21 protein-coding genes are annotated in these 24,714 nt (G+C 28.3%); 13 read left to right on the top strand and 8 right to left on the bottom strand.

Features of this window, described 5'->3' with window-relative positions; all coding sequences use genetic code 11:
- Positions 1-468: 468 nt before the first annotated feature.
- Positions 469-2,754: a GGDEF domain-containing protein gene (locus tag KGF38_RS07225; RefSeq protein WP_054270930.1), complete on the top strand. Its 2,286-nt coding sequence runs from the start codon at positions 469-471 to the stop codon at positions 2,752-2,754.
- A 6-nt stretch (positions 2,755-2,760) separates the two neighbouring features.
- Positions 2,761-4,680 carry an extracellular solute-binding protein gene (locus KGF38_RS07220; protein WP_074178383.1) on the top strand — a complete coding sequence of 640 codons (1,920 nt, stop codon included), beginning with the start codon at positions 2,761-2,763 and terminating at the stop codon, positions 4,678-4,680.
- A gap of 297 nt (positions 4,681-4,977) precedes the next feature.
- On the opposite strand, the gene KGF38_RS07215 is transcribed toward KGF38_RS07220, so the two are convergent.
- Positions 4,978-6,456 carry an arylsulfotransferase family protein gene (locus KGF38_RS07215; RefSeq protein WP_074178382.1) on the bottom strand — a complete coding sequence of 493 codons (1,479 nt, stop codon included), beginning with the start codon at positions 6,454-6,456 and terminating at the stop codon, positions 4,978-4,980.
- A 493-nt stretch (positions 6,457-6,949) separates the two neighbouring features.
- Here KGF38_RS07215 and KGF38_RS07210 point away from each other — a divergent pair, with 493 nt between their 5' ends.
- From KGF38_RS07210 to KGF38_RS07160, 11 genes are all read left to right on the top strand, one after another.
- Positions 6,950-7,408, top strand: a complete 459-nt coding sequence (locus KGF38_RS07210) for a PTS sugar transporter subunit IIA (RefSeq protein WP_021385161.1) — start codon at positions 6,950-6,952, stop codon at positions 7,406-7,408.
- A gap of 61 nt (positions 7,409-7,469) precedes the next feature.
- Positions 7,470-7,745, top strand: coding sequence for a PTS sugar transporter subunit IIB (locus KGF38_RS07205; RefSeq protein ID WP_021385190.1), 276 nt, complete (start codon positions 7,470-7,472; stop codon positions 7,743-7,745).
- Between the two features lie 58 nt (positions 7,746-7,803).
- On the top strand, positions 7,804-9,078 hold the full coding sequence (locus tag KGF38_RS07200; protein ID WP_054270927.1) for a PTS galactitol transporter subunit IIC: 1,275 nt from the start codon (positions 7,804-7,806) through the stop codon (positions 9,076-9,078).
- Positions 9,079-9,208: 130 nt separating this feature from the next.
- Entirely contained in the window at positions 9,209-10,261 is a 1,053-nt protein-coding gene (locus tag KGF38_RS07195; RefSeq protein ID WP_054270926.1) for a galactitol-1-phosphate 5-dehydrogenase, read from the top strand.
- Positions 10,261-11,292 carry a zinc-binding dehydrogenase gene (locus tag KGF38_RS07190; protein ID WP_074178381.1) on the top strand — a complete coding sequence of 344 codons (1,032 nt, stop codon included), beginning with the start codon at positions 10,261-10,263 and terminating at the stop codon, positions 11,290-11,292. The genes KGF38_RS07195 and KGF38_RS07190 overlap by 1 nt, the downstream gene beginning before the upstream one ends.
- A gap of 90 nt (positions 11,293-11,382) precedes the next feature.
- The gene (locus KGF38_RS07185) at positions 11,383-12,195 is read left to right on the top strand and encodes a transketolase (RefSeq protein WP_054270924.1); all 813 of its coding nucleotides are present in this window, start codon (positions 11,383-11,385) and stop codon (positions 12,193-12,195) included.
- A 2-nt stretch (positions 12,196-12,197) separates the two neighbouring features.
- Positions 12,198-13,118 (top strand): transketolase family protein, encoded by a 921-nt coding sequence (locus KGF38_RS07180; protein WP_074178380.1) that lies wholly within the window; start codon positions 12,198-12,200, stop codon positions 13,116-13,118.
- A 155-nt stretch (positions 13,119-13,273) separates the two neighbouring features.
- Positions 13,274-13,720, top strand: coding sequence for a ribose 5-phosphate isomerase B (rpiB, locus tag KGF38_RS07175; protein WP_054277101.1), 447 nt, complete (start codon positions 13,274-13,276; stop codon positions 13,718-13,720).
- 31 nt (positions 13,721-13,751) lie between these two features.
- Positions 13,752-14,417 (top strand): ribulose-phosphate 3-epimerase, encoded by a 666-nt coding sequence (locus tag KGF38_RS07170; protein ID WP_054270921.1) that lies wholly within the window; start codon positions 13,752-13,754, stop codon positions 14,415-14,417.
- A 107-nt stretch (positions 14,418-14,524) separates the two neighbouring features.
- Complete coding sequence (locus KGF38_RS07165) at positions 14,525-16,027, top strand: phosphoglucomutase (protein ID WP_054270920.1); 1,503 nt, start codon at positions 14,525-14,527, stop codon at positions 16,025-16,027.
- 341 nt (positions 16,028-16,368) lie between these two features.
- The gene (locus KGF38_RS07160; protein WP_054270919.1) at positions 16,369-17,364 is read left to right on the top strand and encodes a GGDEF domain-containing protein; all 996 of its coding nucleotides are present in this window, start codon (positions 16,369-16,371) and stop codon (positions 17,362-17,364) included.
- Positions 17,365-17,469: 105 nt separating this feature from the next.
- On the opposite strand, the gene KGF38_RS07155 is transcribed toward KGF38_RS07160, so the two are convergent.
- The 7 genes from KGF38_RS07155 to modA all read right to left on the bottom strand — a co-directional run bounded on the left by KGF38_RS07155 (position 17,470) and on the right by modA (position 24,351).
- Entirely contained in the window at positions 17,470-19,062 is a 1,593-nt protein-coding gene (locus KGF38_RS07155) for a sensor histidine kinase (RefSeq protein WP_054270918.1), read from the bottom strand.
- Complete coding sequence (locus KGF38_RS07150; protein WP_074178379.1) at positions 19,031-19,747, bottom strand: response regulator transcription factor; 717 nt, start codon at positions 19,745-19,747, stop codon at positions 19,031-19,033. Before KGF38_RS07150 ends, KGF38_RS07155 begins: the two co-directional genes overlap by 32 nt.
- Before the next feature lie 548 nt (positions 19,748-20,295).
- Positions 20,296-21,096, bottom strand: a complete 801-nt coding sequence (locus KGF38_RS07145; RefSeq protein ID WP_074178378.1) for a PIG-L family deacetylase — start codon at positions 21,094-21,096, stop codon at positions 20,296-20,298.
- A 226-nt stretch (positions 21,097-21,322) separates the two neighbouring features.
- A complete protein-coding gene (locus KGF38_RS07140; RefSeq protein ID WP_074178377.1) occupies positions 21,323-22,054 on the bottom strand; it encodes a Rossmann-like domain-containing protein in 732 nt (243 codons plus the stop codon).
- Positions 22,041-22,736 (bottom strand): ABC transporter ATP-binding protein, encoded by a 696-nt coding sequence (locus KGF38_RS07135; RefSeq protein ID WP_054271070.1) that lies wholly within the window; start codon positions 22,734-22,736, stop codon positions 22,041-22,043. Before KGF38_RS07135 ends, KGF38_RS07140 begins: the two co-directional genes overlap by 14 nt.
- A 1-nt stretch (position 22,737) precedes the next feature.
- Entirely contained in the window at positions 22,738-23,529 is a 792-nt protein-coding gene (locus KGF38_RS07130) for an ABC transporter permease (protein WP_054270914.1), read from the bottom strand.
- A gap of 9 nt (positions 23,530-23,538) precedes the next feature.
- Positions 23,539-24,351 carry a molybdate ABC transporter substrate-binding protein gene (gene modA / locus KGF38_RS07125; RefSeq protein ID WP_074178376.1) on the bottom strand — a complete coding sequence of 271 codons (813 nt, stop codon included), beginning with the start codon at positions 24,349-24,351 and terminating at the stop codon, positions 23,539-23,541.
- Positions 24,352-24,714: the final 363 nt, after the last annotated feature.

Genomic DNA, 24,714 nt, shown 5'->3' with positions numbered 1-24,714 from the left:
AATATAGGTAAATTATAAGTTTTTTGGGTATGTTTAGAAATATATGGTACATAGATTTCTAAAAAAATCAAGATATTATTATATATAAATATAAAAAATATCTAAACTATTCCAAAATTAAAATATAGAAGCTATAATAAGGATAGGTTACTATATTAAGAAATTAATGTCTAATTATTTTTAATCATTAATAGAATATTAAACAATCTTTTATAAATTATAAATTAATAAAAATAACTATTAAGCTTTTATTTTCAAAAAATGATTATTATGAGATTAGAAATGAATATATTAAATTCTTGTTTTCTTAAGTAGTATAGTAGAAGATAACGGTTTTTGTATAAATGAAGGTATTTAATTATTAATCTAAACTTGTATTATACAATAAATTACTTACTAAGTTTAAGTTAAATTCGGAAGTCTTTAATTATTAATACATATTTAGATTTATTATTCAAGGGGTATTATATGAGTGTAAAAAGAAAAACGTTAAACAGCACACAAATGGTTAGGACAATAGCGATAGTATTCATAGTTGTATGTTTTTTTATGGGTGTAATATGTTTTAAATACTATTGTAAATTGAGAAACACTGTGCAAGAAGAAAGTAGCAACTATCTTCAAGAAATATCTAATAGAATAGGTAGTAATGTGAGTAAGATTATTGATGACAGCTACTCTATATTAGATACAATAGCATTAATGATAAAAAATACAAATATAGATTCTTTTCAGAAAGCGAAACCTATAATGGATTCTCAAAAAAAATATTGGAATTGCCAAGATATTATGATGATTGATGAAAATGGAGTTGCGTATAATTCTGATGGCGAATCAGTTTCTCTTAGCAGTGATGCATACCTTCAAGATGCTGTCATAAATAAGAAAGAATCTATGTCTGTGTCACAAATGATAGATAATAAAGAATGTATAGTTTTTGCTGTCCCACTAGATAATGTGTCGATTGATAATAAAAATATAGTTGCACTTGCGATAAGTTATTCTCCTGAAGCCTTTGATAAAGTGCTATCTATGACTTCATTTAACAATCAAGCATATTCACATATTATCAATAAAGATGGTACAGTGGTAGTTCGTTCATCATCTCCTATTGCTGAAAAAACAGGGTATAATATACTGAACACTATAAGCCAATCTCAGTTAGATTCTAATAGTGACTTCAGCAAGATGAAAAATGATATAAACAATAATCTTAGTGGGCAAATTGGGTTTAAATTAAATGGTTCACACGAATATATGGTATATATTCCTATTGGACAGGAAAATTGGTATTTGTTAACTTTTGTGCCAGTATCTGTAGTAAATGCAAAATCTAACTTATTGTTAAAGATTACATTATTATTATGTGGTTTTATAACATTAGCATTTGCAATTCTTACAATAGCTTTGATAATATCTTTTTATCGACATAAGAAGAACTTAGAACAGATTGCCTATGTAGATACTGTGACTAAAGGAAATACAATACAGAAATTTTATAATATCTCAGATGACTTATTAAATCAATCTTCTGAACAATATGCACTTGTATATATGAATATTGAAAAGTTTAAAATGCTAAATGACCAGTTTGGAAGAAAAGCAGGAGATTCTATATTACGAGGAGTGTATGATGGTATAACCTCTCTTTTAGCTCCTAATGAATGTATGGGAAGATTGTTTGCAGATAACTTCTGTATACTCATATCATATAGTGAGGACTCTTCTCTTACTAGAAGATTTGAAGATTGGTATGATGCTATTATGAAAAATTCCGGAAAATATGGGTTTGAGTGGGCTTCTCTTTCCATACAATTTGGTGTTTTTATAATTACAGATACTTCTATGGAATTTCCGTACATGGCTGACCGCGCAAAACTTGCATTGCGTGATTCTACAAAAGATTTTAAAAATAATAAGATAAAGTATTCTATTTATAATGAAAAGGTTCGTCAACAATTAGTACGTGAAAAACAGTTAGAGGATATGATGGAAAGTGCCTTAGAAGAAGGAGAATTCCAAGTATATCTACAACCTAAATATATGACTGAAAATGAGAAAATAGGGGGAGCAGAGGCATTAGTTCGTTGGATTAGTAAATCAGAAGGTATGATTTATCCAGACGCATTTATCCCATTGTTTGAGAAAAATGGATTTATTGTAAATGTAGATTTATGGGTATTTGAAAATGTTTGTATGACTTTGCAAAGATGGCTAAATGAAGGTAAAGATTTAGTAAAAATATCTGTAAACTGTTCAAGGATTCAATTAAAAGATGAAAAGTTTTTAGATAAGTATTATGAAATTTTTTCACGTTATAGTGTGCCTTCACAGTATATTGAGATTGAGCTGACAGAAAATATGGTATATGAAGATACTGAACGTTTATCTGCCATTATTGATGAAATTCATTCAATGGGATTTGGATGTTCTATGGATGATTTTGGAAGTGGATATTCTTCACTAAATCTTATACAGGATATACCTGTAGATACATTAAAATTAGATAAGATATTTTTTAGAAATACTAAAAACAACTATGGTCGTACTAAGTCTGTAGTAAGCAGTATCATTGTTATGGCAAAATCACTTTCTATGACTACTGTGGCAGAAGGTGTTGAAGAGTATAATCAAGTAAAAATGCTAAAAGAAATAGGTTGTGACTATATTCAAGGATATGTATTTGCAAAACCAATGCCAATTTCAAATTTTGAAGAACTTTTATTTGGGTTACCAAAAAATGATGAGGAGTGATACTATATGTTACGATGTTTGAAGCTTAAATATTTAAGGCACTTTTATAAAATCAAACTATCTTTGGTATTAATTTTACTTAGTATTTTTGTAACTTTTATAACTTGTGGGTGTACAAAAAATGAAACAGAAGATATTCTAACACAAAAAGTAACCCAAGATAATCGAACTCCTATTACTATTTTGGTTAAGTATGCTTTTTCAATTAATAACTTTGAAAAAGCTGTTGAAAAAAAATTTCCTAATATTGATATTGTTCAAGTTGGGAACTACACAGCCAATACTACTTTAGCAGAGGAATATAAAGCACGTTTAGAGCATGATGATTTAACTGATATAGTTATGACTTGGCCACTAGATGTAGGAGAGGAATACTGGGATGACCGACTTATTGATTTATCTGGTATGACGTTTACCAGTAAGTATAATACATCAATGCTTAAGCCTATTACTAGAGATGGAAAGCTTTATTATTTACCAGGACCTGCAACTATACGTGCTATTGTCTATAATAAAACGTTATTTGAAGAAAATGGTTGGGATGTGCCTAAAAATTATAATGAATTCATTGAATTATGTCAAAAAATTGAGAAGACAGGTATGCGTTCCTTACAACTTAGTCTTGGAAATAAAGAAGTCTTGGATACACCATTTATTGGTTTTAACTATGCAAATAGCTTTAGTAAACCTGAAGATGCTAAATGGCTTGATAATTATAATAATGGAAGTGGAAGTTTTGGTGATCATTTCAAACCTTCTTTGGATGTTTTTCAAGAACTTATCCAAAAAGGGGTACTGAAGAAGAATGACTTAAATCTACACTATCAAGATAGCCAAAATATGTTGTTTACTCGTCAATGTGCTATGACAGAAGACTCTAATTTACTGGCACGTTCAGCTTTTGAACAAACTGGGTCTACTGATGAATTTGCACTTATGCCGTTTTTTAGTCCTGGTGAAGATGGAGATTGGGCTAGATTATATATGGTTTGTTACATTGGTCTTAATAAGCATTTAACTGAATCAGAAAATAAAGAAAAATATGACTTAGTGATGCAGTTGATGAATTATATTAGTACTCCTGAAGGGCAAGAAGCATTATCTAGTGATGCTGGTGGCATGTTTTCAAGTTTAAAAGGGATGCCATTACCAAGTGAATCTGAAATAGAACCATTATTACCAGCTTTAAAACATGGACGATATGCTGTTTTTCCTACTTTTAAAAATATACAAGACTCATTGCGTGAAGGTCTTGCTGGAATGATAGATGGGACATTAGATAAAAATGATGTTATAAAAATGGTTGATAAACAGAACACATCTTCTTCAAAAGCTATAAGTCCTAAAGTAATTGGAAATGCTAAAAAAGATTTTTCTATGATTGAAACAGGAAACCTTATAACAGATGCTATGTGTGCGAAAAGTGGATGTGAAATTGCATTGTTTTTAGATAATGGTAAAGATGGACGCTATAATGGTAAGGGAGTTAGTGCTAAGCTTTATAAAGGTGATGTTACAACAACAGATATACAACGAATATTTCCTGATTTAAAGCATGGAGAGACTGGAACACTATGGAAGATAAGTATGACTGGTAAAGACCTCCTTAACACTTTAGAACACTCTATAACTGTGGATAACAACAATAGTGGATGGTTTTATTATTTCTCTGGGCTTAAAATGGAGTATTCTCCAACAGATAAACCAGGTAAAAGAATTAAAAAGATTACAACAGCAGAAGGAGATTCTATAGATTTAAACAAATCATATTCAATTGCTGTTATGGATTATAGCGTTCCAGACAAATATATTAAGAAGTGTGATAAGACAAATATTAAAATTACGGATATAATAACAGAATATATAGAAAAACAAAAAGGTGTTTCTCCTAGTGAAGACCAAAGATTTGTGATAGCAAATCCTTAACAACTTAACTTAATACATATGACAAATAATAATTTTTTTATATTAATTTATAATATTTTAGAATTATACAGATACATATAATTATGGGTTAATAAAGGACAGTACTAAAAGAGAAAATATGTATTATAATAGTTTATGCATAGACCAAATAAATAGGATTATCTAGTGAATATAAGAAATTAAAAACTGTAGACAGGAAAATACCAATAATATGGTATTATAGTGATTTTCTAATATTTAAGCAGGTGTTACAACAACATAAGAGTTGGCACCTGCTTTTTATATTAGATAAATTTGTTATTGAATTTTATAACATCTATACATACTTTCACCACTTTTAAAGGAGAATTTAAAATAAATTTTGTCATTAGAAAAGTCTTTTTCCATAGCTACTAAATCCTGGCTTTCTCCAGCTTTTCCTCCAGTACCAATCAAAAACACATTTTTATCACTATCTATTTCTTGAACTGACCCCATATATTTATAGTAGTCATCTATACTATATGAATTATATTCGGTAACTTTTTTATTTTCTTCATCCAATTTTATTTTAACAACTCTTGTAGCTTGATTTTTTACGCCATTATCATATAGAGTTATGTATCCATCTTCTGTAATTCTAGTATTATGTTGTCTTGAGAATTTTTGATTATCTGTTAAGTTAAACTCATCTCCCAATCCTCCTAATGTCCAAAGAATCTCTCCTGTTTTTCTATCTAATTTTATAACTTCATCTAGATTTCTAAATGAACAAATTAAGTTTCCATCATTTGGGTCAATAGCCATAGAATTAAAATGTACATAATCTAAAGCTGAGTCACTTTTTTGGCTAAAAGTATTGTTTTCAACGCTTTCTGAATATAGTTTTTGATTGTCAGTACTTTCCCACTGCCATACAACCTTTCCATCTTTTATCTCTTGTAATACACTATTTACTACATAAGGTGAATTTCCTTTACTTAAACTTGATGGAATATTTGTTGCTTTAACTTTTTGATAACTAGAAACAATATAGTGATTGTCATTTATATATATAAAATCATGATTTTCTAATTCAGTACCAGCATCTATATTTTTACTTTTTTCCATAGTAATTTTATTTATTTCATTATAGTTCTCATCTAAGATTACAAGATAAGTTGGTGAATATCCAACAGCATTTATTCTTTTTGTTGAATCTTTATCTTGTAGTAAGTACCCATATCTAATTTTACCATCCTCTGTAGTTATTTTTTTAAAGTCAAAAGGATTTGATTCAACCTCTTTATAAAAAATTATATTTCCATCATTGTTTAATTTAAATACAAAATTATGTTCTTCGTTGTGCGTAGTAAGATAATAATCACCATCATAAGGGCTATTTGCAGTAACATTATACTTTGGAAAGTTTTTTGAAAGAGAATTTATATAATAATTTCTGTATGAACTTTCATTTTTATACATAACAGATATTTTTATTTTTGAGGAACTACTTATTTCTTTCAATTCAAAAGTAGAGTTTTTAGATATATCGATTTCTTTGTCGTTTATTTTTACAATGCTTGCTTTATCATTGTTTTTTACTGCTATGCTATTTTGGGCAGTAGAATTAAGCTGCTTTACATTTTGACTATTAAAAATGCCTTCTTTAGAAAGTGTTATATCATAACCATTTATAGAGATATATAGCGTTGGTTTTGATTTGTTTTGATTTGCAAAGACTCGATTTACAAAAATTCCGAAAATGAATAATACACTGCATAAAAATACAATCTTAAATAAATTTTTTCTTTTCATAGTTTACCACCTTTTCATATTAAGTTTTCATGTTGACATCTTGATTTTATTACATGAATAAAGAAAATAGATGAATTTATTTATGCTAAAAATGAATTTTATTGGACAATTATATGAAAATTCATTCATCTAAAAATAGAATAGATGAAGAAAATATGAAAAAATAAACTATTTTTAGAATAAATAATTACATAAAAAGATTATTAAACATAAAAAACCATTAATAAAAAACAAAAAAATCATTTCTATAACAAAAAAAACCACAAAAAATATAAAAAAGTATGGTTAGTTAAGTGATTAACAAGTAAAAATTAAAATAAAAATTAAAAAAAATTTATCAATGAAAGTTGGGTAAAATCCTATAATAGAGTAGCATTTTAGGGAAAACATTTTCTTTTGTTTCACAAAAAAAGCCACTTTTTGGCACGCGGCATGCTTTATATAAAGGCAAGAAAAACAAGATATAAGATAAGTGCAATTAGGAGGTGTAAATATGGAGTTTATAAATTTTGTAAGTGATAAAGTTATAAACCTTAAAATGGAGTGTAAAACAAAAGAAGATTTCTTTAAAGAAATACATAATAAAGTTTTTGAACTAGGCTTTGTAAAAGAAGAATTTGGAGAAAAAATATTAGGAAGAGAGAATGTATTTCCGACAGGTTTAAATTTAGGTGACTATGGAGTAGCCATACCACATACAGATGCAGAATATATAAAAGAGCAATTTATAGCAGTCTGTACTTTTAATGAACCAGTAGTATTTAGTTCTATGGAAGACCAAGATGAAAAAGTGCCTGTAAATTTAGCTTTTGTATTAGGTCTTAATCAACCACATAGTCAATTATCTGTATTAACAGAGTTGATGGGAATTATGCAAAATAAAGAGTTAGTTGACAAGTTAATAAATTCTACTGACAAAGAAGAAGTTTTAAAGACAATAAAGTCTTTATAAAAAAGAAATAAAAGTACTAAAAATAAAAAATAGAAAATAAAATCATTGGGAGGAAATAAAAATGAAAAAAATATTAGTAGCATGTGGAGCAGGAATAGCAACATCAACAGTAGTTTGTGACAAGGTAGAGAGATTAGTTAAGGAAAACAATATACAAGCAGAAGTTATACAATGCAAAATAGCTGAATGTGCAACAAAGCAAGATGGAGCAGACTTAATAGTGTCAACAACTATATTACCAACAACTTATAATATACCAGCAATAAAAGCAACAGCTTATATAACTGGAGTAAATACAGCAGCATTAGATAAGAAAATATTAGATGCTTTAAAATAATCCTATCATAAATACATTGAAATCATATTTTATAAAACAGAAAAAGGAGGATTTATAAATGGATAAATTATTAGCAGTAGTACAATACATTTTAAACATGGGACCAACAGTAATACTACCAATAACAATTGTAGTCTTAGGAATGATATTTAGAATTAAGTTTACAAAAGCTCTAAAGTCAGGTCTTACAATTGGTATAGGATTTGTGGGTATAAACTTAGTTGTAAACCTATTAACTTCAACACTAGGGCCAGCAGCTCAAGGAATGGTTGAAAGATTTGGACTTAACTTAACAGTAATAGATGTTGGTTGGCCAACAACAGCATCAGCAACATGGGCTTCACCAGTTGCACCAATATTAATACCAGTTTGTTTATTAGTAAACTTACTATTATTATACTTCAATAAAACAAAGATATTAAACGTTGATATATGGAACTATTGGCACTTTATAGTAGCAGGTGCAGTTGGATATATAGTAACAGGAAGTTACCTTTGGGCTATATTCTGTGCGATATTAATGGAATTATTAGTACTATTTATTGCAGAAAAAACAGCCAAAAACGTCCAGGAGTTTTATGATTTAGAAGGTATAGCACTACCAACTGGTTCAACAGCTTCATTTGCTCCACTTGGATATTTAGTAGGAAAATTTGTTGAAAAAATACCAGGAATAAATAAGATACAAGCAGACCCAGATTCTATACAGAAAAAGTTTGGTATCTTTGGAGAACCAATGATGATGGGTATTATATTAGGTATAATACTTGGAGCACTTGCTGGATATGATGTAGCAGGAATATTCAATGTAGGTATATCAATGGGTGCAGTAATGTTACTTATGCCTAGAATGGTTAGAATATTAATGGAAGGTCTAATTCCAATTTCAGAATCAATAAGAGATTTCTTACAAGCAAAATATGGAGACAGAGAACTTTATATAGGACTAGATGCAGCAGTAGCAACTGGGCATCCAGCAGTTATATCAACAGCTCTTATACTTGTTCCTATAACTCTATTCTTAGCAGTTATATTACCAGGAAATAAAGTTCTACCATTTGGAGACTTAGCGACAATACCATTCTATATGGCATTTATAGTATGCTTTAGAAAAGGTAATATAGTTCAGTCAGTTATAACAGGAACTATAGTAATAGCTATATCACTTTATATGGCTACAAACTTTGCAGATGTTCATACACAATTATTACAACAAGCAAACATGATGCCAGAAGGAACAACAATGGTTACAAGTATAGATACAGGTGGTAACTTGCTAAAATGGGGAATATTGAAATTATCTCAATTAGTTTCTTCATTTGGAATATTCTAATATGTAGTTAATAGAGATTACTCTTTTTTAGTAAAGTATGCGAAAATTTAACATTTAGCAGCTACTAGAAAAGAGTAATATTTTTTATAAAATTTTAAAAAATACAAAATACAAGAGGAGGAGATTTATCGTGAAAGCAGCAGTATTACATGGCACAAATGATATGAGATTTGAAGATATAGAAATAAAACCATGTGAAAGTGATGAAGTAAAAATAAAAGTTATGGCAGCAGGAATATGTGGGTCAGATCCTCCAAGAGTATTAAAACATTGGAAATATCCAGTTCCAGCTATACCAGGACATGAATTTTCTGGAGTAATTGCTGAAGTTGGTAAGGATGTAAAGAATGTAAAAGTTGGAGATAGAGTAGTTGCAATTCCTTTTATACCTTGTAATGAATGTGAATATTGCAAAAGAGGATTATTTTCACTATGTGATGACCATGGAATGTTAGGAGCTAAGACTTTTGGAGCTTTTGCAGAGTATGCAAATATAAAAGCTACAAATGTATTACCAATAGGAGACATGGATTTTGAAGATGCAGCTATGATAGAACCATTAGCAGTTGCTATGCATGGAGTACTTAATATAGGTGTTCAAGTTGGAGACACTGTAGCTGTAATGGGTAGTGGAACAATGGGACAATTAGTAATACAAGGACTTAAAATAGCAGGAGCAGGAAAAATTATAGCAGTTGACATATCTGAGAATAAATTAAGAGAATCAAAGGAATTAGGGGCTGATATAATAATCAATGCTAAAGATGTTAACCCAGTAGAAAAAATAAAAGAACTTACTGATGGAAAAGGTGTTGACATAGCTCTTGAATGTGCAGGTTCAAAAATAACTCAAGAACAGTGTTTACTTATAACTAAAAAGAAAAGTAAAATAGGATTTTTAGGAATAGCATACTCAGATATAACTTTATCAGAAGAAGCATTTGAAAATATATTTAGAAAAGAACTAGAATTAAAAGGTTTCTGGAACTCTTATTCTGCACCATTCCCAGGGCAAGAATGGACTAAAGGAATCAACCTAGTTAATGAAGGAAAAATAAAATTAAAAGAAATGGTATCTCATAGATTTTCCCTTGAAGACACTTACAAAGCTTTTGAGATGATAAGAGATAGAAAAGAAGAATTTAATAAGATATTAATTTTACCACAAGGGGTTGAAAAATAATGAAGGCAGTAGTTAAAACTAAACCAGGCTATGATAATGTAGAAGTCTTAGATGTAGAAGAGCCAAAAGCTACAGGAGACAAGGTTAAAATAAAAGTAGAATATAGTGGTATATGTGGTTCAGATATACATTCATTTAAAGGAGAATATGCAAATATAAAAGCTCCAGTAACATTAGGGCATGAATTTTCTGGAATTGTTGTAGAAATAGGAGAAGATGTTAAAAATATAAAAGTAGGAGATAGAGTTACATCAGAAACTACTTTTGCAACTTGTGAGAGTTGTATATACTGTGCAACTAAAGATTATAACTTATGCTCAACTAGAAAAGGTATTGGGACTCAAGTAAATGGAAGTTTTGCTGAGTATGTATTATCAAGAGAGGAAAGTATACATGTTCTTCCTGAAAATGTATCTTTATTATCAGCAGCTCTTACAGAGCCACTAGCTTGTTGTGTTCATGCAGCTCTTGAAAAGACCACTATAGAAAGTAATGATACAGTTTTAATAATAGGACCAGGACCAATCGGCTTATTATTAGCTCAAGTTGTTAAATCTCAAGGTGCTACAGTTATAATGTCTGGAGTTACAAAAGATAAAGAAAGATTAGAAATAGCTAAAAATCTTGGTGTAGATAGAACAGTAAATGTAATGGAAGAAAATTTAGCAGATGTAGTAAATGAAATGACTGATGGAAATGGAGTAAGTAAAGCCTTTGATTGTTCTGGATTTATGCCAGCAGTTAATGAAGCTTTAAGATTACTTAGAAAAAAAGGTACTTTTGTTCAAGTTGGAATATTTGCTAAGAAACTAAATGAAATGGACCAAGATGCAATAGTTCAAAGAGAATTACAATATATAGGAAGTAGATCACAAAAGCCTAGTTCTTGGATTATAGCATTGGATTTAATGAACAGTGGAAAATTAAATACAGAAGCTTTAGTTACGAGAACTGTTAGTTTAGACGAATTTAAAGAGGGTATTACAGCTTTAATGAACGGAGAAGAAATAAAAGTAGCAGTAAAATCTTAAAAAAACATTTGTATTATTTTAAAAAAAATTGTAAAATCTACTGTAGGATAAGAAATGTAAGGTCTTAAAAAATAACAGGAGGAAGAAAGTATGAGCACTCTTAGAGATCATTCTAATAACATTAGAAAAAACATAATAAAAATGGTTGCAGAAGCTAAAAGCGGACATCCAGGTGGTTCATTATCAATAGCTGACATATTGACAGTGTTGTATTTTGAGAAAATGAATGTATGTGTAGAAAATCCAAAAATGGATGATAGAGATAGATTTGTTCTATCAAAAGGTCATGCAGCACCAGCTTTATATGCCACATTAGCAGAAAAAGGATTTTTCCCAAAAGAAGAACTAATAACATTAAGAAAATTTGGTTCTAAATTACAAGGTCACCCAGACATGAAAAAAGTAGCAGGAATAGATATGTCTACTGGTTCTCTTGGTCAAGGTCTATCTGCAGCAAATGGTATGGCACTTGCAGGAAAATTAGATAACAAAGACTATACAGTGTATACTATATTAGGTGATGGCGAAATCCAAGAAGGTCAAGTATGGGAAGCTGCAATGACAGCATCACATTACAAATTAGATAATTTAATTGCATTTGTTGATTTAAATGGATTACAAATAGATGGTTCTAATGAAGAAGTAATGAATGTAAATCCAGTAGATGACAAATTCAAATCTTTTGGATGGAATGTAATGGTAGTAAATGGACATTCTTTTGAAGAAATAGGAAATGCAGTTGATGAGGCTAAAAAAGTTACAGGAAAACCAACTGTAATAATAGCTAAGACAGTAAAAGGTAAAGGTGTTTCATTTATGGAAAATAATGCTGCATGGCATGGAACAGCTCCAAATGCAGAACAAGCAGAACAAGCATTGAAAGATTTAGAAGGAGGTCTATAAGAATGGGAATAGCAACTAGAGAAGCTTACGGACAAGTGTTAAAAGAACTTGCAGAAAATAAAGATATAGTAGTATTAGATGCAGATTTAGGAAAAGCTACAAAAAGTATAACATTTAAAGAAGTTGCTCCAGATAGATTTTTTGATATGGGGATAGCAGAAGGTGACATGATTGGTACAGCAGCAGGTCTTGCTACTTGTGGTAAAATACCTTTTGCAAGTACTTTTGCAATATTTGCAGCAGGGAGAGGTTATGAACAAATAAGAAACTCTGTAGCATATCCAAATTTAAATGTTAAAATAGCAGCTACTCATGCAGGAGTAACAGTAGGAGAAGATGGTGGTAGCCATCAAGCTATAGAAGATATATCTCTAATGAGAGGTATACCAAATATGGTTGTATTAAATCCAGCAGATGCTTTAGAAGCAAGACAAGCTATACTTGCATCTATTGATTATAATGGACCTGTGTATATAAGATTAGGTAGAGCTGCAACTCCTGATATAAACAGTGAAAATTACAAATTTGAAATAGGAAAAGGAACTGTTTTAAGAGAAGGTTCTGATATAACAGTAATAGCTACAGGAATAATGGTAGCAAAAGCTTTAGAAGCAGCAGAAGAACTTACTAAAGAAGGTGTAAATGTAGAAGTTATCAATATGTCTACAATAAAACCATTAGATGAAGCATTGATAAAAGAAACTGCTAAGAAAACTGGAAAAGTAATTACAGCAGAGGAGCATAGCATAATAGGTGGTTTAGGTTCAGCTGTATGTGAAGCTTTAGCAGAAACTAAAGATGTAGTAATTAGAAGAATTGGTGTTAAAGATGTATTTGGTCAATCAGGTACACCAGCTGATTTATTAAAGCATTATGGATTAACTACAGAAGATATAGTAAAAAATATAAAAGAATTATTATAGATATAAATATATCTAATAATAAATTGATTTAATATAAATCAATTAAAGCTGTCTTAAAAATAGAAAGAAATTTCTACAATGGGACAGCTTTATTTTTACGGTAATTGAAAAATATTAAAAATGGAAATGAAAAATCATGAAAGAGGTGCTGTTTAATGAAGATATCTATTGGATGCGACCATGGTGGTTATGAATTAAAAGAATTTATAAAAGAAAACTTATTAAATAAAGGTATAGAAGTTGAAGATGTAGGTACAAATTCAAAGGAAAGTGTAGATTTTCCAATATATGCAAAGAAAGTAAGTCAAAATGTTCAAAGTAAAAAATCAGATTTAGGTATACTTTGTTGTGGAACAGGTATTGGTATGTCTATTGCAGCAAATAAGTTTAAAGGAATTAGAGCTGCTGTTGTTTCAGATTGTTTCTCAGCTCAAGCCACTAGAGAGCATAACAATACAAATGTACTTTGTTTAGGTGAAAGAGTTGTTGGAAAAGGATTGGCAATGAGAATTGTTGAAGAATGGTTAAATTCAAGTTATAATGGAGAAAGACATGCAAGAAGATTACAAATGATTGATGACATAGAAAAAGAAAACTTATAAGTATCTAAAATTTATAACAAGGAGGAAAGTTATGTCTATTATTTGTGCTTCAATAATGTGTGCAGACCAAATGAATTTAAAAAAGGAATTAGAAGCTCTTGAAGAAGCAGATGTGAAATTACTTCATTGTGATGTTATGGATGGAATATTCGTTAAAAACTTGGCTATGGGTCCAGAGCTATTAAAGTCAATAAGTGAAAATACAACAATACCTTTAGACATTCATTTAGCTACAGAAACTCCAGACAAGTATATCGATATGATGTCTTATATAAAGCCAAAATATATTTCTTTTCATGTAGAATCAAGTACAGATGTAAAAGCAGATATACAAAGGTTAAGAGATTATGGTATAGGGCCAGTCTTAGCAATAAGTCCTCAAACAAGTGTGGACAAAATAGAAGAATATATAGATTTAGTTGAGGGTATCTTAGTAATGACAGTAAATCCAGGATTTGCAGGTCAAAAGTTTAATCTTTCTGTATTGGATAAGTTGGATAAACTTACAGATATACTAAAAGATTATGATAATCCTCCATTTATAGAGGTTGATGGAAATATAAATAAGGATACTATCAAACTTATGAATGGTAAAAAAGTAGATATATACGTTGTTGGTACTTCAGCTTTATTTAATGACAAACCTCCAACTTCATATAAAGACAAAATAAAAGAGCTAAAGGAAAGTATAAAGTAACAATATAAATTTATAAGATGTTTCTGTTTCATAATGAAGGGCTTGAATAGAAACGATAAATTTTACAATATTTAATAAAAATTTTAGTTAAGTAAGGAGAATTTTTTATGGGAGACCTATATAAACTGCAAAATGGTACTGATATTAGAGGAATAGCATATGAAAATGATTCTAAGGAAGTTAATCTAACTGTAGAAGAAGTAAGAAAAATAGCTAAAGCGTTTCATATTTGGTTAAAAGAAAAGACTAAGAAAGAGAAAGTGACCGTTGCTATAGGAACTGATTCTAGGATAACAGGAAGTCAATTTAGAAGTACTGTTATTGAAACTTTGACTAATGACAATTGTAATGTAATTGATTGTAATATTGCCACAACTCCAGCAATGTTTATGACAACTATTATGGATGGATATAATTCTGATGGATCAATTATGATTACAGCTAGTCACTTACCATATTACTATAATGGTTTAAAGTTTTTTACAGAAAATGGAGGACTAGAAAAAACTGATATAAAAGAAATGTTGGATATAGCTGTTAAGAATGTTAGTGAAGATTGTAAAGAAGTTGGTAAAAAAGGTGAAGTTATAGTAAAAAATTTAATAGAAGACTATTCTAATTTATTAATAGATAAAATTAGAATAGGTGTAAATTCAAGTAAAAATTATGAAAAGCCTTTTTCTGGACTAAAGATATTAGTTGATGCAGGAAATGGAGCTGGAGGATTCTTTGCTGAAAAAGTTTTACACATACTGGGAGCAGATACAACAGGTAGTCAGTTTTTGAACCCAGATGGTATGTTCCCAAACCATATACCAAACCCTGAAAATAAAGAAGCAATGGAAAGCATATGTAAAGCTGTGCTAGATAATAAGAGTGATTTAGGAATAATATTTGATACAGACGTAGATAGAGCTGCTATTGTAGGTAAAAATGGAAAACCAATAAATAAAAATGCTCTTATAGCTGTTATATCATCAATAATATTAGAAGAACATCCAAAGACAGCTATAGTAACTGATTCTATTACTTCTGAAGGTCTTGCTAAGTTCATAAATGAATTAGGAGGAAGACATCATAGATTTAAAAGAGGGTATAAAAATGTAATAAATGAAGCTATAAGATTAAATAGTGAAGGCGAAGAATGCCATTTGGCTATAGAGACATCTGGACATGCAGCATTAAAAGAAAATTATTTCTTAGATGATGGAGCATACTTAATAGCTAAAATTTTAATAAAAGTAGCAAAATTATCCTTAGAAGGAAAGACTATAGAAGAATTGATAGAAAATCTTGAAGAAGCAAAAGAAGAAAAAGAAGTTAGAATAGGTATTAATAAAGAAGATTTTAGACCATATGCAGAAGATATATTAAAAGATTTAGATTCTCATGTTAGAAGTATTGATGGATGGTCTGTAGCACCAAATAATTTCGAGGGTATAAGAGTTAATTGTAATGAATCAAATGGTGATGGATGGTTTTTACTTAGAATATCACTACATGAACCATTACTGGCTTTAAATATTGAATCAAATAAGATTGGCGGAGCAGAACAAATTTATTCTAAGCTAAAAATTTTCTTAGAAAAATATGATTTAAAAGGTCTTTAGGATTAATAAAAAGCATATATTTATATTGAAGAATGGATGTAAATTTATACCTTAGATTACAAATATTACAAAATTGTAATCTAAGGTAACAGAGATGTAACTGATTATGGAAACTCTATGTGATATTATAAATACAGAGAGATGAAATACATGATGAATTATAGAGAAATATAATTTAAAATGTATTAATATCAAACCAAAAAGGTATAATCAAAAAATATGTAAATATAAACCCCAACATTTAGAAAAAGACCTCCAAGGAGGTTTTTTTCTTTTTTAAAACAAACATCAGATGTCATGATATAATAACCTTAGTAGAATGATAAGGGGATAATGATACTATGGGTAAAAGTGAATATATTAAGCGAGTTGAAGAATTTATAAATTCATATTTTGTAGAGAGAAATGTAAAAAAATGCATGTCTTTTTTTCATAAAAATATCTGTTGGTTTGGCACAGGAAAGTTTGAAGTAGGTAATAGTATAGAAGAGGTAGAACGTTTATTAGAGGCATATGTAAGACAGTCTCCAGAAGGTTTTAGCATAGAAAAATTATGGTTGGACAGTAGAGAATATTCAAAAAATTTACATATGGTATTTGGTGAATATTTGGTTGGTAAAAAAACTAAGAAAGGCTATAATTTTCAAGTAGAAATAAGAGTAACTTATTTATGTGTTGAATGTGAAGGAGAGATATTAATAAGTAGTGTTCATACTTCTGTTGCAAATGACTTACAGAAGGTAGGCGAATATTTTCCAATAAGTCTGATGGAAGCAGAAAATAATAGATTAGAAGCAATTGTTCATGAAAAAACTAAGGAAATAGAAGAACAGAAAGTTATGTTAATAGAAGCAAATAAAAAACTTCAGCAATTAGCCATCACTGATGAATTGACAGGTTTATTAAACCAGAGAGCAATTATAGGAAATATAAGAAAAATTATTAAAGAAAATTTAAAGAAATATGCAATAATGATAATAGATATAGATAATTTTAAAAGTGTAAATGATACTTATGGACATTTAGTAGGTAATGAAGTTATAAGAAAAGTAGGTCACATGGTTAAATCATTTGAATCTCATTATTTATTTTCTGGAAGGTATGGTGGAGATGAGTTTATTATCTTAACAGAGAACATAGAGAAAGCATTGTATATAGAATCTAAAGTTCATAGCAATTTACTTGAATATAACTTTGAAGGTATTGGACATAAAATAACTGTAAGTATTGGAATTTCTGAATGGGAAAATTTTAACTCCTTTGAAGTATTTTTAAGTGAAGCAGATAAGAAATTATATAAAGCTAAAAAATTAGGAAGAAATAGGACTATATATTAAAAATATGTGTATTGAGAGTGTTTTATAAGGTTGTAATTGGCAAGATAACTATCATCTAATGTGATATGATACTAGTCTGCAATTACAACCTTATATAGCCTTATATTAATTAACTTTTTTGAAAATGAGTACCACCTTAAACAAATCAGCATCAATAACTATTTGCATGTTTGCATTTTCTAATTCAATTATGTTTTGAGCTATCGACAAACCAAGGCCAGAGCCATCTGTTTTTCTAGCTATATCACCTCTTCTAAATCTTTCTAGTAGTTCTTCTGGTTTTAGATTTAGTTTATCATTTGAAATATTTTTAAATGTTAATATTATATTTTCTTTTTCTGTAAACATGTCTATATAAACTCTAGTGTTTGGCATAGAGTATTTTAATATATTATTAATTAGATTTTCAAAAACTCTCCAAGTTTTTTTCCCATCTATCATAGTAAATACAGAATGTTCTGGTGTTTTTATTATAAAATCTAAATTACTACTTTGAATTTTATCTTCAAACTCTACTGTACTTTGAATTAAAAGTTCTTTTATATCAGTTTTTGTTATATTAAATTCCACATCACCACTACTGAGTTTAGAAGCTTCAAATATATCTTCTATCAATAACTTTAATCTTTGTGCTTTTTTATCTAAAATATTTATATAGTCGTTTATAGTTTCTTTATCAAATTCATTATTTTTTAACATATCTACATAATTTAATATAGATGTAAGTGGAGTTTTTAAGTCATGAGATACATTTGTGATAAGTTCTGTCTTCATCCTTTCACTTTTTATATTAGCATCTACAGCAGTTTCAAGACCATCTGTTATAGTATTTATACTTTTGGCTAAAGTAGATATTTCATCATCTCCTATTACTTCTAGCTTGTATTTTAGATTTCCATTCTCAATATTTTTTACATTCTTTGATATATTATTTATGTAATTAAACTTAGCTGATAAAAAGTTGTATATATAAAAATGAAAAACTGTGTTTACAAGTGTAAATAAAATTACTATAGCTATTGCCTCAGCATAATATATATACATAAAGAATATCAAAACCAGATATTGAATAATAGCTTGTATAACTATAGATATTAAAAATACTAGAGCTAATTTTTTGTTTATAGTCTTTCTATTATACATACTAAGTAAGTTTGAAAAGAATACATATGTTATAGACATATCTTTTAGATTATAGTTATTATATTTAATATTTTCATATATTATGTAGACTATAGATATAATGATAAAATTGTAGATTATTAAATTAGTGTTGTAAAATATTTTATTACTTGAAAATGCATGAAACCTTAAGGCTAATAGTATCAAAATTAATATAAGTGTAAGTTCTATTTTTACCTTAGAAAAAAGACTTATGACATTTTCTAAGAATTTGACTTTAGTCTGTTTATTTTTTTTATATAATGCAAAACATAATATAGTCAATAAAAAACTTGATAATATAACACCTATACAGACAAACTCTAATTCTATTTTTGACAAATGCAAAGGCGCTCCGAAAAAATAAAAATAAGGTAGAGCAAACTCTCTATAATAATAATCAATATTATAAGTAAAATTATTATTCAAATCATAAATTGCTTCAAACAATATAGAACTTAATAGAAATAGTAATAATAATAAAATAAATTTTGCTTTAGAATCATTAATAATTAAGTTTTTCAATTTTGTAACCAATACCCCACACCACCTTTAAATATTTTGGTTCTTTTGGATTAATTTCAATTTTTTCTCTAATTCTTCTAATATGAACAGCAACTGTTCTTTCACAACTGTAAGCATCTTCATTCCAAACATTTTCATAAATCTCACGAGAAGAAAAAATTTTACCTTTTCTTGATAGAAGAAGTGTAAGTATTTTATATTCAATAGGAGTCATCTTAACTTCCTCGCCATCTAAAGAAACTATTTTTGTATCTGTATTTAACTCCAGACCACCACTTTTTAGAATATAATTAGTATCCTTTGAATTGTTTAAATTGCTAAAATCTCCTAAATTTATGTATCTTCTAAGTTGAGATTTTACTCGAGCAGTAAGTTCTAGTGGATTAAATGGCTTAGTTATATAGTCATCAGCACCCATATTAAGGCCTATAATTTTGTCCATATCTTCTGATTTTGCAGACAAAAGGATTATAGGTATATTCTTCTTTTCCCTTATTTTAAGTGTAGTTTTAAGACCATCTAAATTTGGCATCATTACATCCATTATTATTAATTTAATATCATTTTCAATTAACATATCTAATGCTTCCAATCCATCATATGCTTTTAAAATATTAAAGTTATCAGGTCTTAGATAGAATTCTATAGCATCAACTATTTCCTTATCATCATCCACGACCAATATGTTTTGAGTCAATTTATTAATCCCCCTTGAAATTTTATTTTAACCAATTTTTATTTTATACTAAAAATAGGTATTAGAAAACAGTGAGTATATTCATTATGAAATAAAACTAGTATTTTTATATTGTTAATGAATATAGTAAATATTGAAGTATAGATGTCTATGTTAATAAGAACTTAAAAATTTATGAAAGTGTCTAGTATAATTTATCACGCTCCTTACCTTGTTTTAGATTTATTAACTTCTTGGGTATAAAAATATATTAACAAATATAAATAACAAATGAGTTTCATAATTATTAAGAATTTATAACAAATAATTATTTTGATTTAGTTTGTTATAAAAATATATAAAAGACTTAAGAATAAAACTCATAGATTTTAAGGCGAATAGGGTTATACATTTTAACAGAAATGACTTTGGATGTGTTTATATAGCAGAAGCTATAGAATCGAATACAATAAAAGAAGTAAGCGAGAGAAAGTAGTATAGCACAAGAAAGTGCTATATTACAAAATCTCGAATGAATATATTTGTTATGGATTAAGTTAAACTAAATATTATAAATTAGGTGTATGAAGTATAGCAGGAACGCTTTTATCACTAAGTAATTTATCAAACGATTTATGGTCGGATTTATAACCAATACCTTCTCTACATTCTAACTCATCAACAAGCTTATATTGTTCACAAGCCTTTTTTACTTTTTCATAATCCTCATAGGAATGTGCTTTGTAAATTATCTTATTATTGAAAGTTATTTTATCAGCAAACTTAGGTTTTACAAAATATTTAACATCTTTTATTTGACCAGCATTATACAAATTTTGGATAACAGAACCATTTTTTAAATGTTGCAAATGGTCATCTAACTTATAAGTATGTGCTATATGAGTTACACTTTTAAAAATTTCTTCAAAAGTAAGAGCAATTTTCTCCATATAATTGAAGTCAGTATTACCATTTGTATTTTTTTCTGGTAATAATATTATATTTTCTCTTTTTACCCCAAGATTATTAAGTGAAGCTAAAAACTCTCTATTTCTGTACTCTGATTTTTGTATGTCTGTAAGGTTTTCATATTTTTCATATTTATCAAAAACAGATATACCACATCCAGTAGATACCAAAACAACAAATACATGATTTTTTCCTCTTTCTTTTATAGCATTTACAATAGCACTGCCAGCCCACAACACTTCATCATCTTGATGTTGAACATAAAAGACAACATAATCTTTAAATTTTCTATTATCATAATTCACATAACTATTGAAACCTGTTAAAATCAAGCATAAAACTAAAATGATAGATAAAATTCCATACTTATTTATAGTAAATTTTTTATTCTTGAGTGTCATTTAATCATCTCCTGAAAAGCTGTCTTAATTATATTATCAAACAAAATCCTAAAAAATATTTCTTAAATCTTAAAAAATATAGAGTGGATTAATGGAATAAAACTTTTTTATTAGTTTAAAATCAAAAAAATAGTTATATGTAAAACTAGTAAAAATAATAGGAAATTTAGGTATAAATATAAAAAGTGCACATTGATACTTGTGCACTCCTTATTAATATAATTGGTTATTTACTACAAAAACAGAGCCTTTTGAGACCTAAAATGTTTGATGCACCAGCTATCGTAGTTCCATAATAGTAAACTGGTTTATTTAATGACATAAAATTTACAATTGAGTTATTACATAATGTGCTTCCTGTACAAATAATTATATCAGCCCAAGATATTACATCCTCATAATCTCTTATACCATCTTCAATCTTGACATTATACTGAATAGTGTCTATAAATTCAGGGTTTAAATCTAATACTCTAGTTTCAAAAAAATCTTTAACATTATCGATTATAGCTGGTTGATATCCTATAATTGCTACTTTGGGATTGTTAAATTTACTTTTTATAACTTTAAGAAAGTTCTTTGCACATATTTCTGGCTCATTGTTTTTACAGTGAATGGTTCTATCTGTCATACCTAAGTGCCTCATAACTGCATTTAATGATGCTATAAAAAGACTTCTATCATGAGAGCTACCATGTAAATCTAATGAGAGTATTTCTTTCAAAGAACCTTCAAATATAGCTGGAGTAGAAGTAAATGCTTGCCCTTTAGCTCCTTTAAAATCGGCTTCAAGCATTATTTCTTTACCTACTATAATTGGAAAATCTTTGCGTTTAGTATTTCCAATTGCTTCTTTAGCAGATAGAGATTTAGATACAATACTTATCATATCCATATCTAAATTATATTTGTCAACTTGTTCTAATAAGTAATCTTTTAAGGTATCAAATATATTCATAGAAAAAAGATTCTCCTTTCTGTCTTACTTGTTCATTTAATTCAAAAATATGATTTATTTTTCCATCGTTCATTATTCCTATTTTATGAGCAAAGAACATTGCTTCAGAAATATCATGAGTAACATGAATAACTGTTGGCTTGTATTTTAGATAAACTTCCTTTAGTATTTTGCTTATGTGTTTTTTTGTAATATAATCTAATGAGCTCATAGGTTCATCTAGTAGTAATATATCAGGTTCAGCTATTAATGCACGTGCAAATGCAACTCTCTGTTTTTCTCCTCCACTTAGATTTTTAGGATACCTTTTTTTTATGTTTTCTATCTGCATTAATTTGGATAAATGATTAACTTTAAACATTTGTTCATCTTTATGTATTTTTCTCAATTTAAGTGGGAACCTTATATTATCTTCAACATTCATATTTGGAAATAGTTCAAAATTTTGATATACAAACCCTATATTTCTGCTTTCTGGAGGTAGACTTGATATTAGATTTTCTTTGTATGTTACATCTCCTTTAGCAAATGAGTATCTTCCTGCTAATGTTTCTAGGAATAGAGTTTTACCTGAACCACTAGAACCTAATAAAACGAAGTATTCATGATTATTAATTTTTAAACTATTTTTTTTTAACTTAAAATTAGGCAAATAAAGCGATAAATTTTTAATTTCTAACATATTAGTTTTTATCAACCTCTCTATTAAAAAATATTTCAAAAAACATCAAGCATGCAAGTGATATAAATATCAAAATTACAGCTATACCTACTGCAATATCTATATCACCAGTAGACATATTTAAATATATCGAAGTGGGTATAATTTCAGTTTTCATACGTGTAGAGCCTGCTATCATAGCCACTGCACCAAATTCACCAAGTGCTCTTGACCAAGTCATTACAGTTGCAGATATTATTCCAATTTTTAGATTTGGAAGAATTATAAATTTAAATGCTTCCCAACGGTTACATCCAAGAGTGCGTGCAACAAATACCATCTTTTCATTACCATCATTTAATGAAGTGAGGAGTATTTTAATTGTGAGTGGTAGATTTACGAATACCTGAGCCAAAACTATTCCTTGTCTTGTAAATACAAAATCAAGTTTAAGAATTTTATAAAGGGAATCTCCAATACCCATTCTACCAAACAAAAGTAAAAGAGCAATTCCTGACACTAGATGAGGAAGAGACATAGGAAGATTTATTATCTGTATAAGTAGTTTTTTAAATGGTAATTTAGTAATATGCAAAAAGTAAGCTGCTGGAATAGCTAATAAAAGACATACTATGGTAGATATTAAAGATGTCTTGATGCTAAGTACTATTGCAAATTGTACTTCTACTGAATTTAAGCATATAGGAACATAACTCAGCCCCTTAATGATTAGCATAAAAAGTGGAGATACGATAAATAAAAAGACTATAGCAAAGAATCCAGTAAGTAGCATAATAAAGATTTTATTTTTCAAATTAAACCACTACTTAACTGGTTCAAAACCATATTTTTTAAATACTTGTTTAGCTTCATCAGACGCGACATAATTTATAAATTTATTGGCTAAATCCTTTTTATCACTATAGTTCACAGTTCCTGCTGATATGATTTGGTCTATGTTTTTATCTGGAGCAATCTCTATAACTTCTACATCATTATTACCAAAAACAGAGTCTTTTGTAGCTATTGTAGCATCTGCTTTACTTGATATTAACTGTACAATCATTTCGTTTACAGTTGCAGCTGTAGAAACAACATTATCATTTATAGATTTCAAATTATTTTTTTCAAGTATTTTTTGAGTAGTCTTACCGATAGCATTAGACTCTTTATCTCCAAAAATAAGTTTAATACCTTCTTTATTTAGGTCTTCTAGGTTTTGAATATTAGCAGGATTTCCTTTAGGTACAACTATTGCAGGTGTATGATGTGCCACCGTTTTATGTTCACTTACAAGTTCTTTTTCAAATGCTTTTGAGTAGATTGGCTCAGAACCAACAATAAATGCATCGCCTTTGTGACTTGTCTCAATTTGAGCTATTAGTTGTGCAGAACCTGCATAACTATATTCAATTTTGACATTATTTTCTTTCTCAAATTTCTGAGCTATTTCATCCATTGGCTTTTTTAAACCTGCCCCTGAATAGACAAAAAGAGTTTCTTTTTCTTTTGAATCATTAGTTGTTGTCACTTTAGTATTAGCTTCATTATTAACTTTTTTGTCTTTAGAATTACATGCAGTAATACTTAACGAAATAATCATAGCTAAAGCCAATACCGAAAATTTTTTTAACACAATATATTCCCCCTTAGTAAATTAATGTAAATTCTTTTTCAGTATATCATACTAAGAAAACGATGTCTAAGTTTTTGTTGTGTTTTGTTATGTTTTATAATATTTTGTTATGTTTTATTATGTTAAAAAGATTTATCTGAGAGAATAGATATAATATAGTGGCTAAATGGTAAAGAGTTACTTTATTAATTATTGTTTAAAATTTCTAGTGTTAGCTTAGTTTATATGAATTTAACTAATAAAATATCAAGTAAGAGGTTATGTGGAATAATTGTAGCCTATTAAATAAATTTAAAAAATAAATTTATTTTTATATAATATTTTTATTATATAAATGGGATTAGAGTTTTAATATTCTATTTA

The organism is Clostridioides sp. ZZV14-6387 (assembly GCF_020657835.1).
Lineage (GTDB): Bacteria > Bacillota > Clostridia > Peptostreptococcales > Peptostreptococcaceae > Clostridioides > Clostridioides difficile_A.
This window is presented reverse-complemented; position numbering and strand designations above follow the sequence as displayed.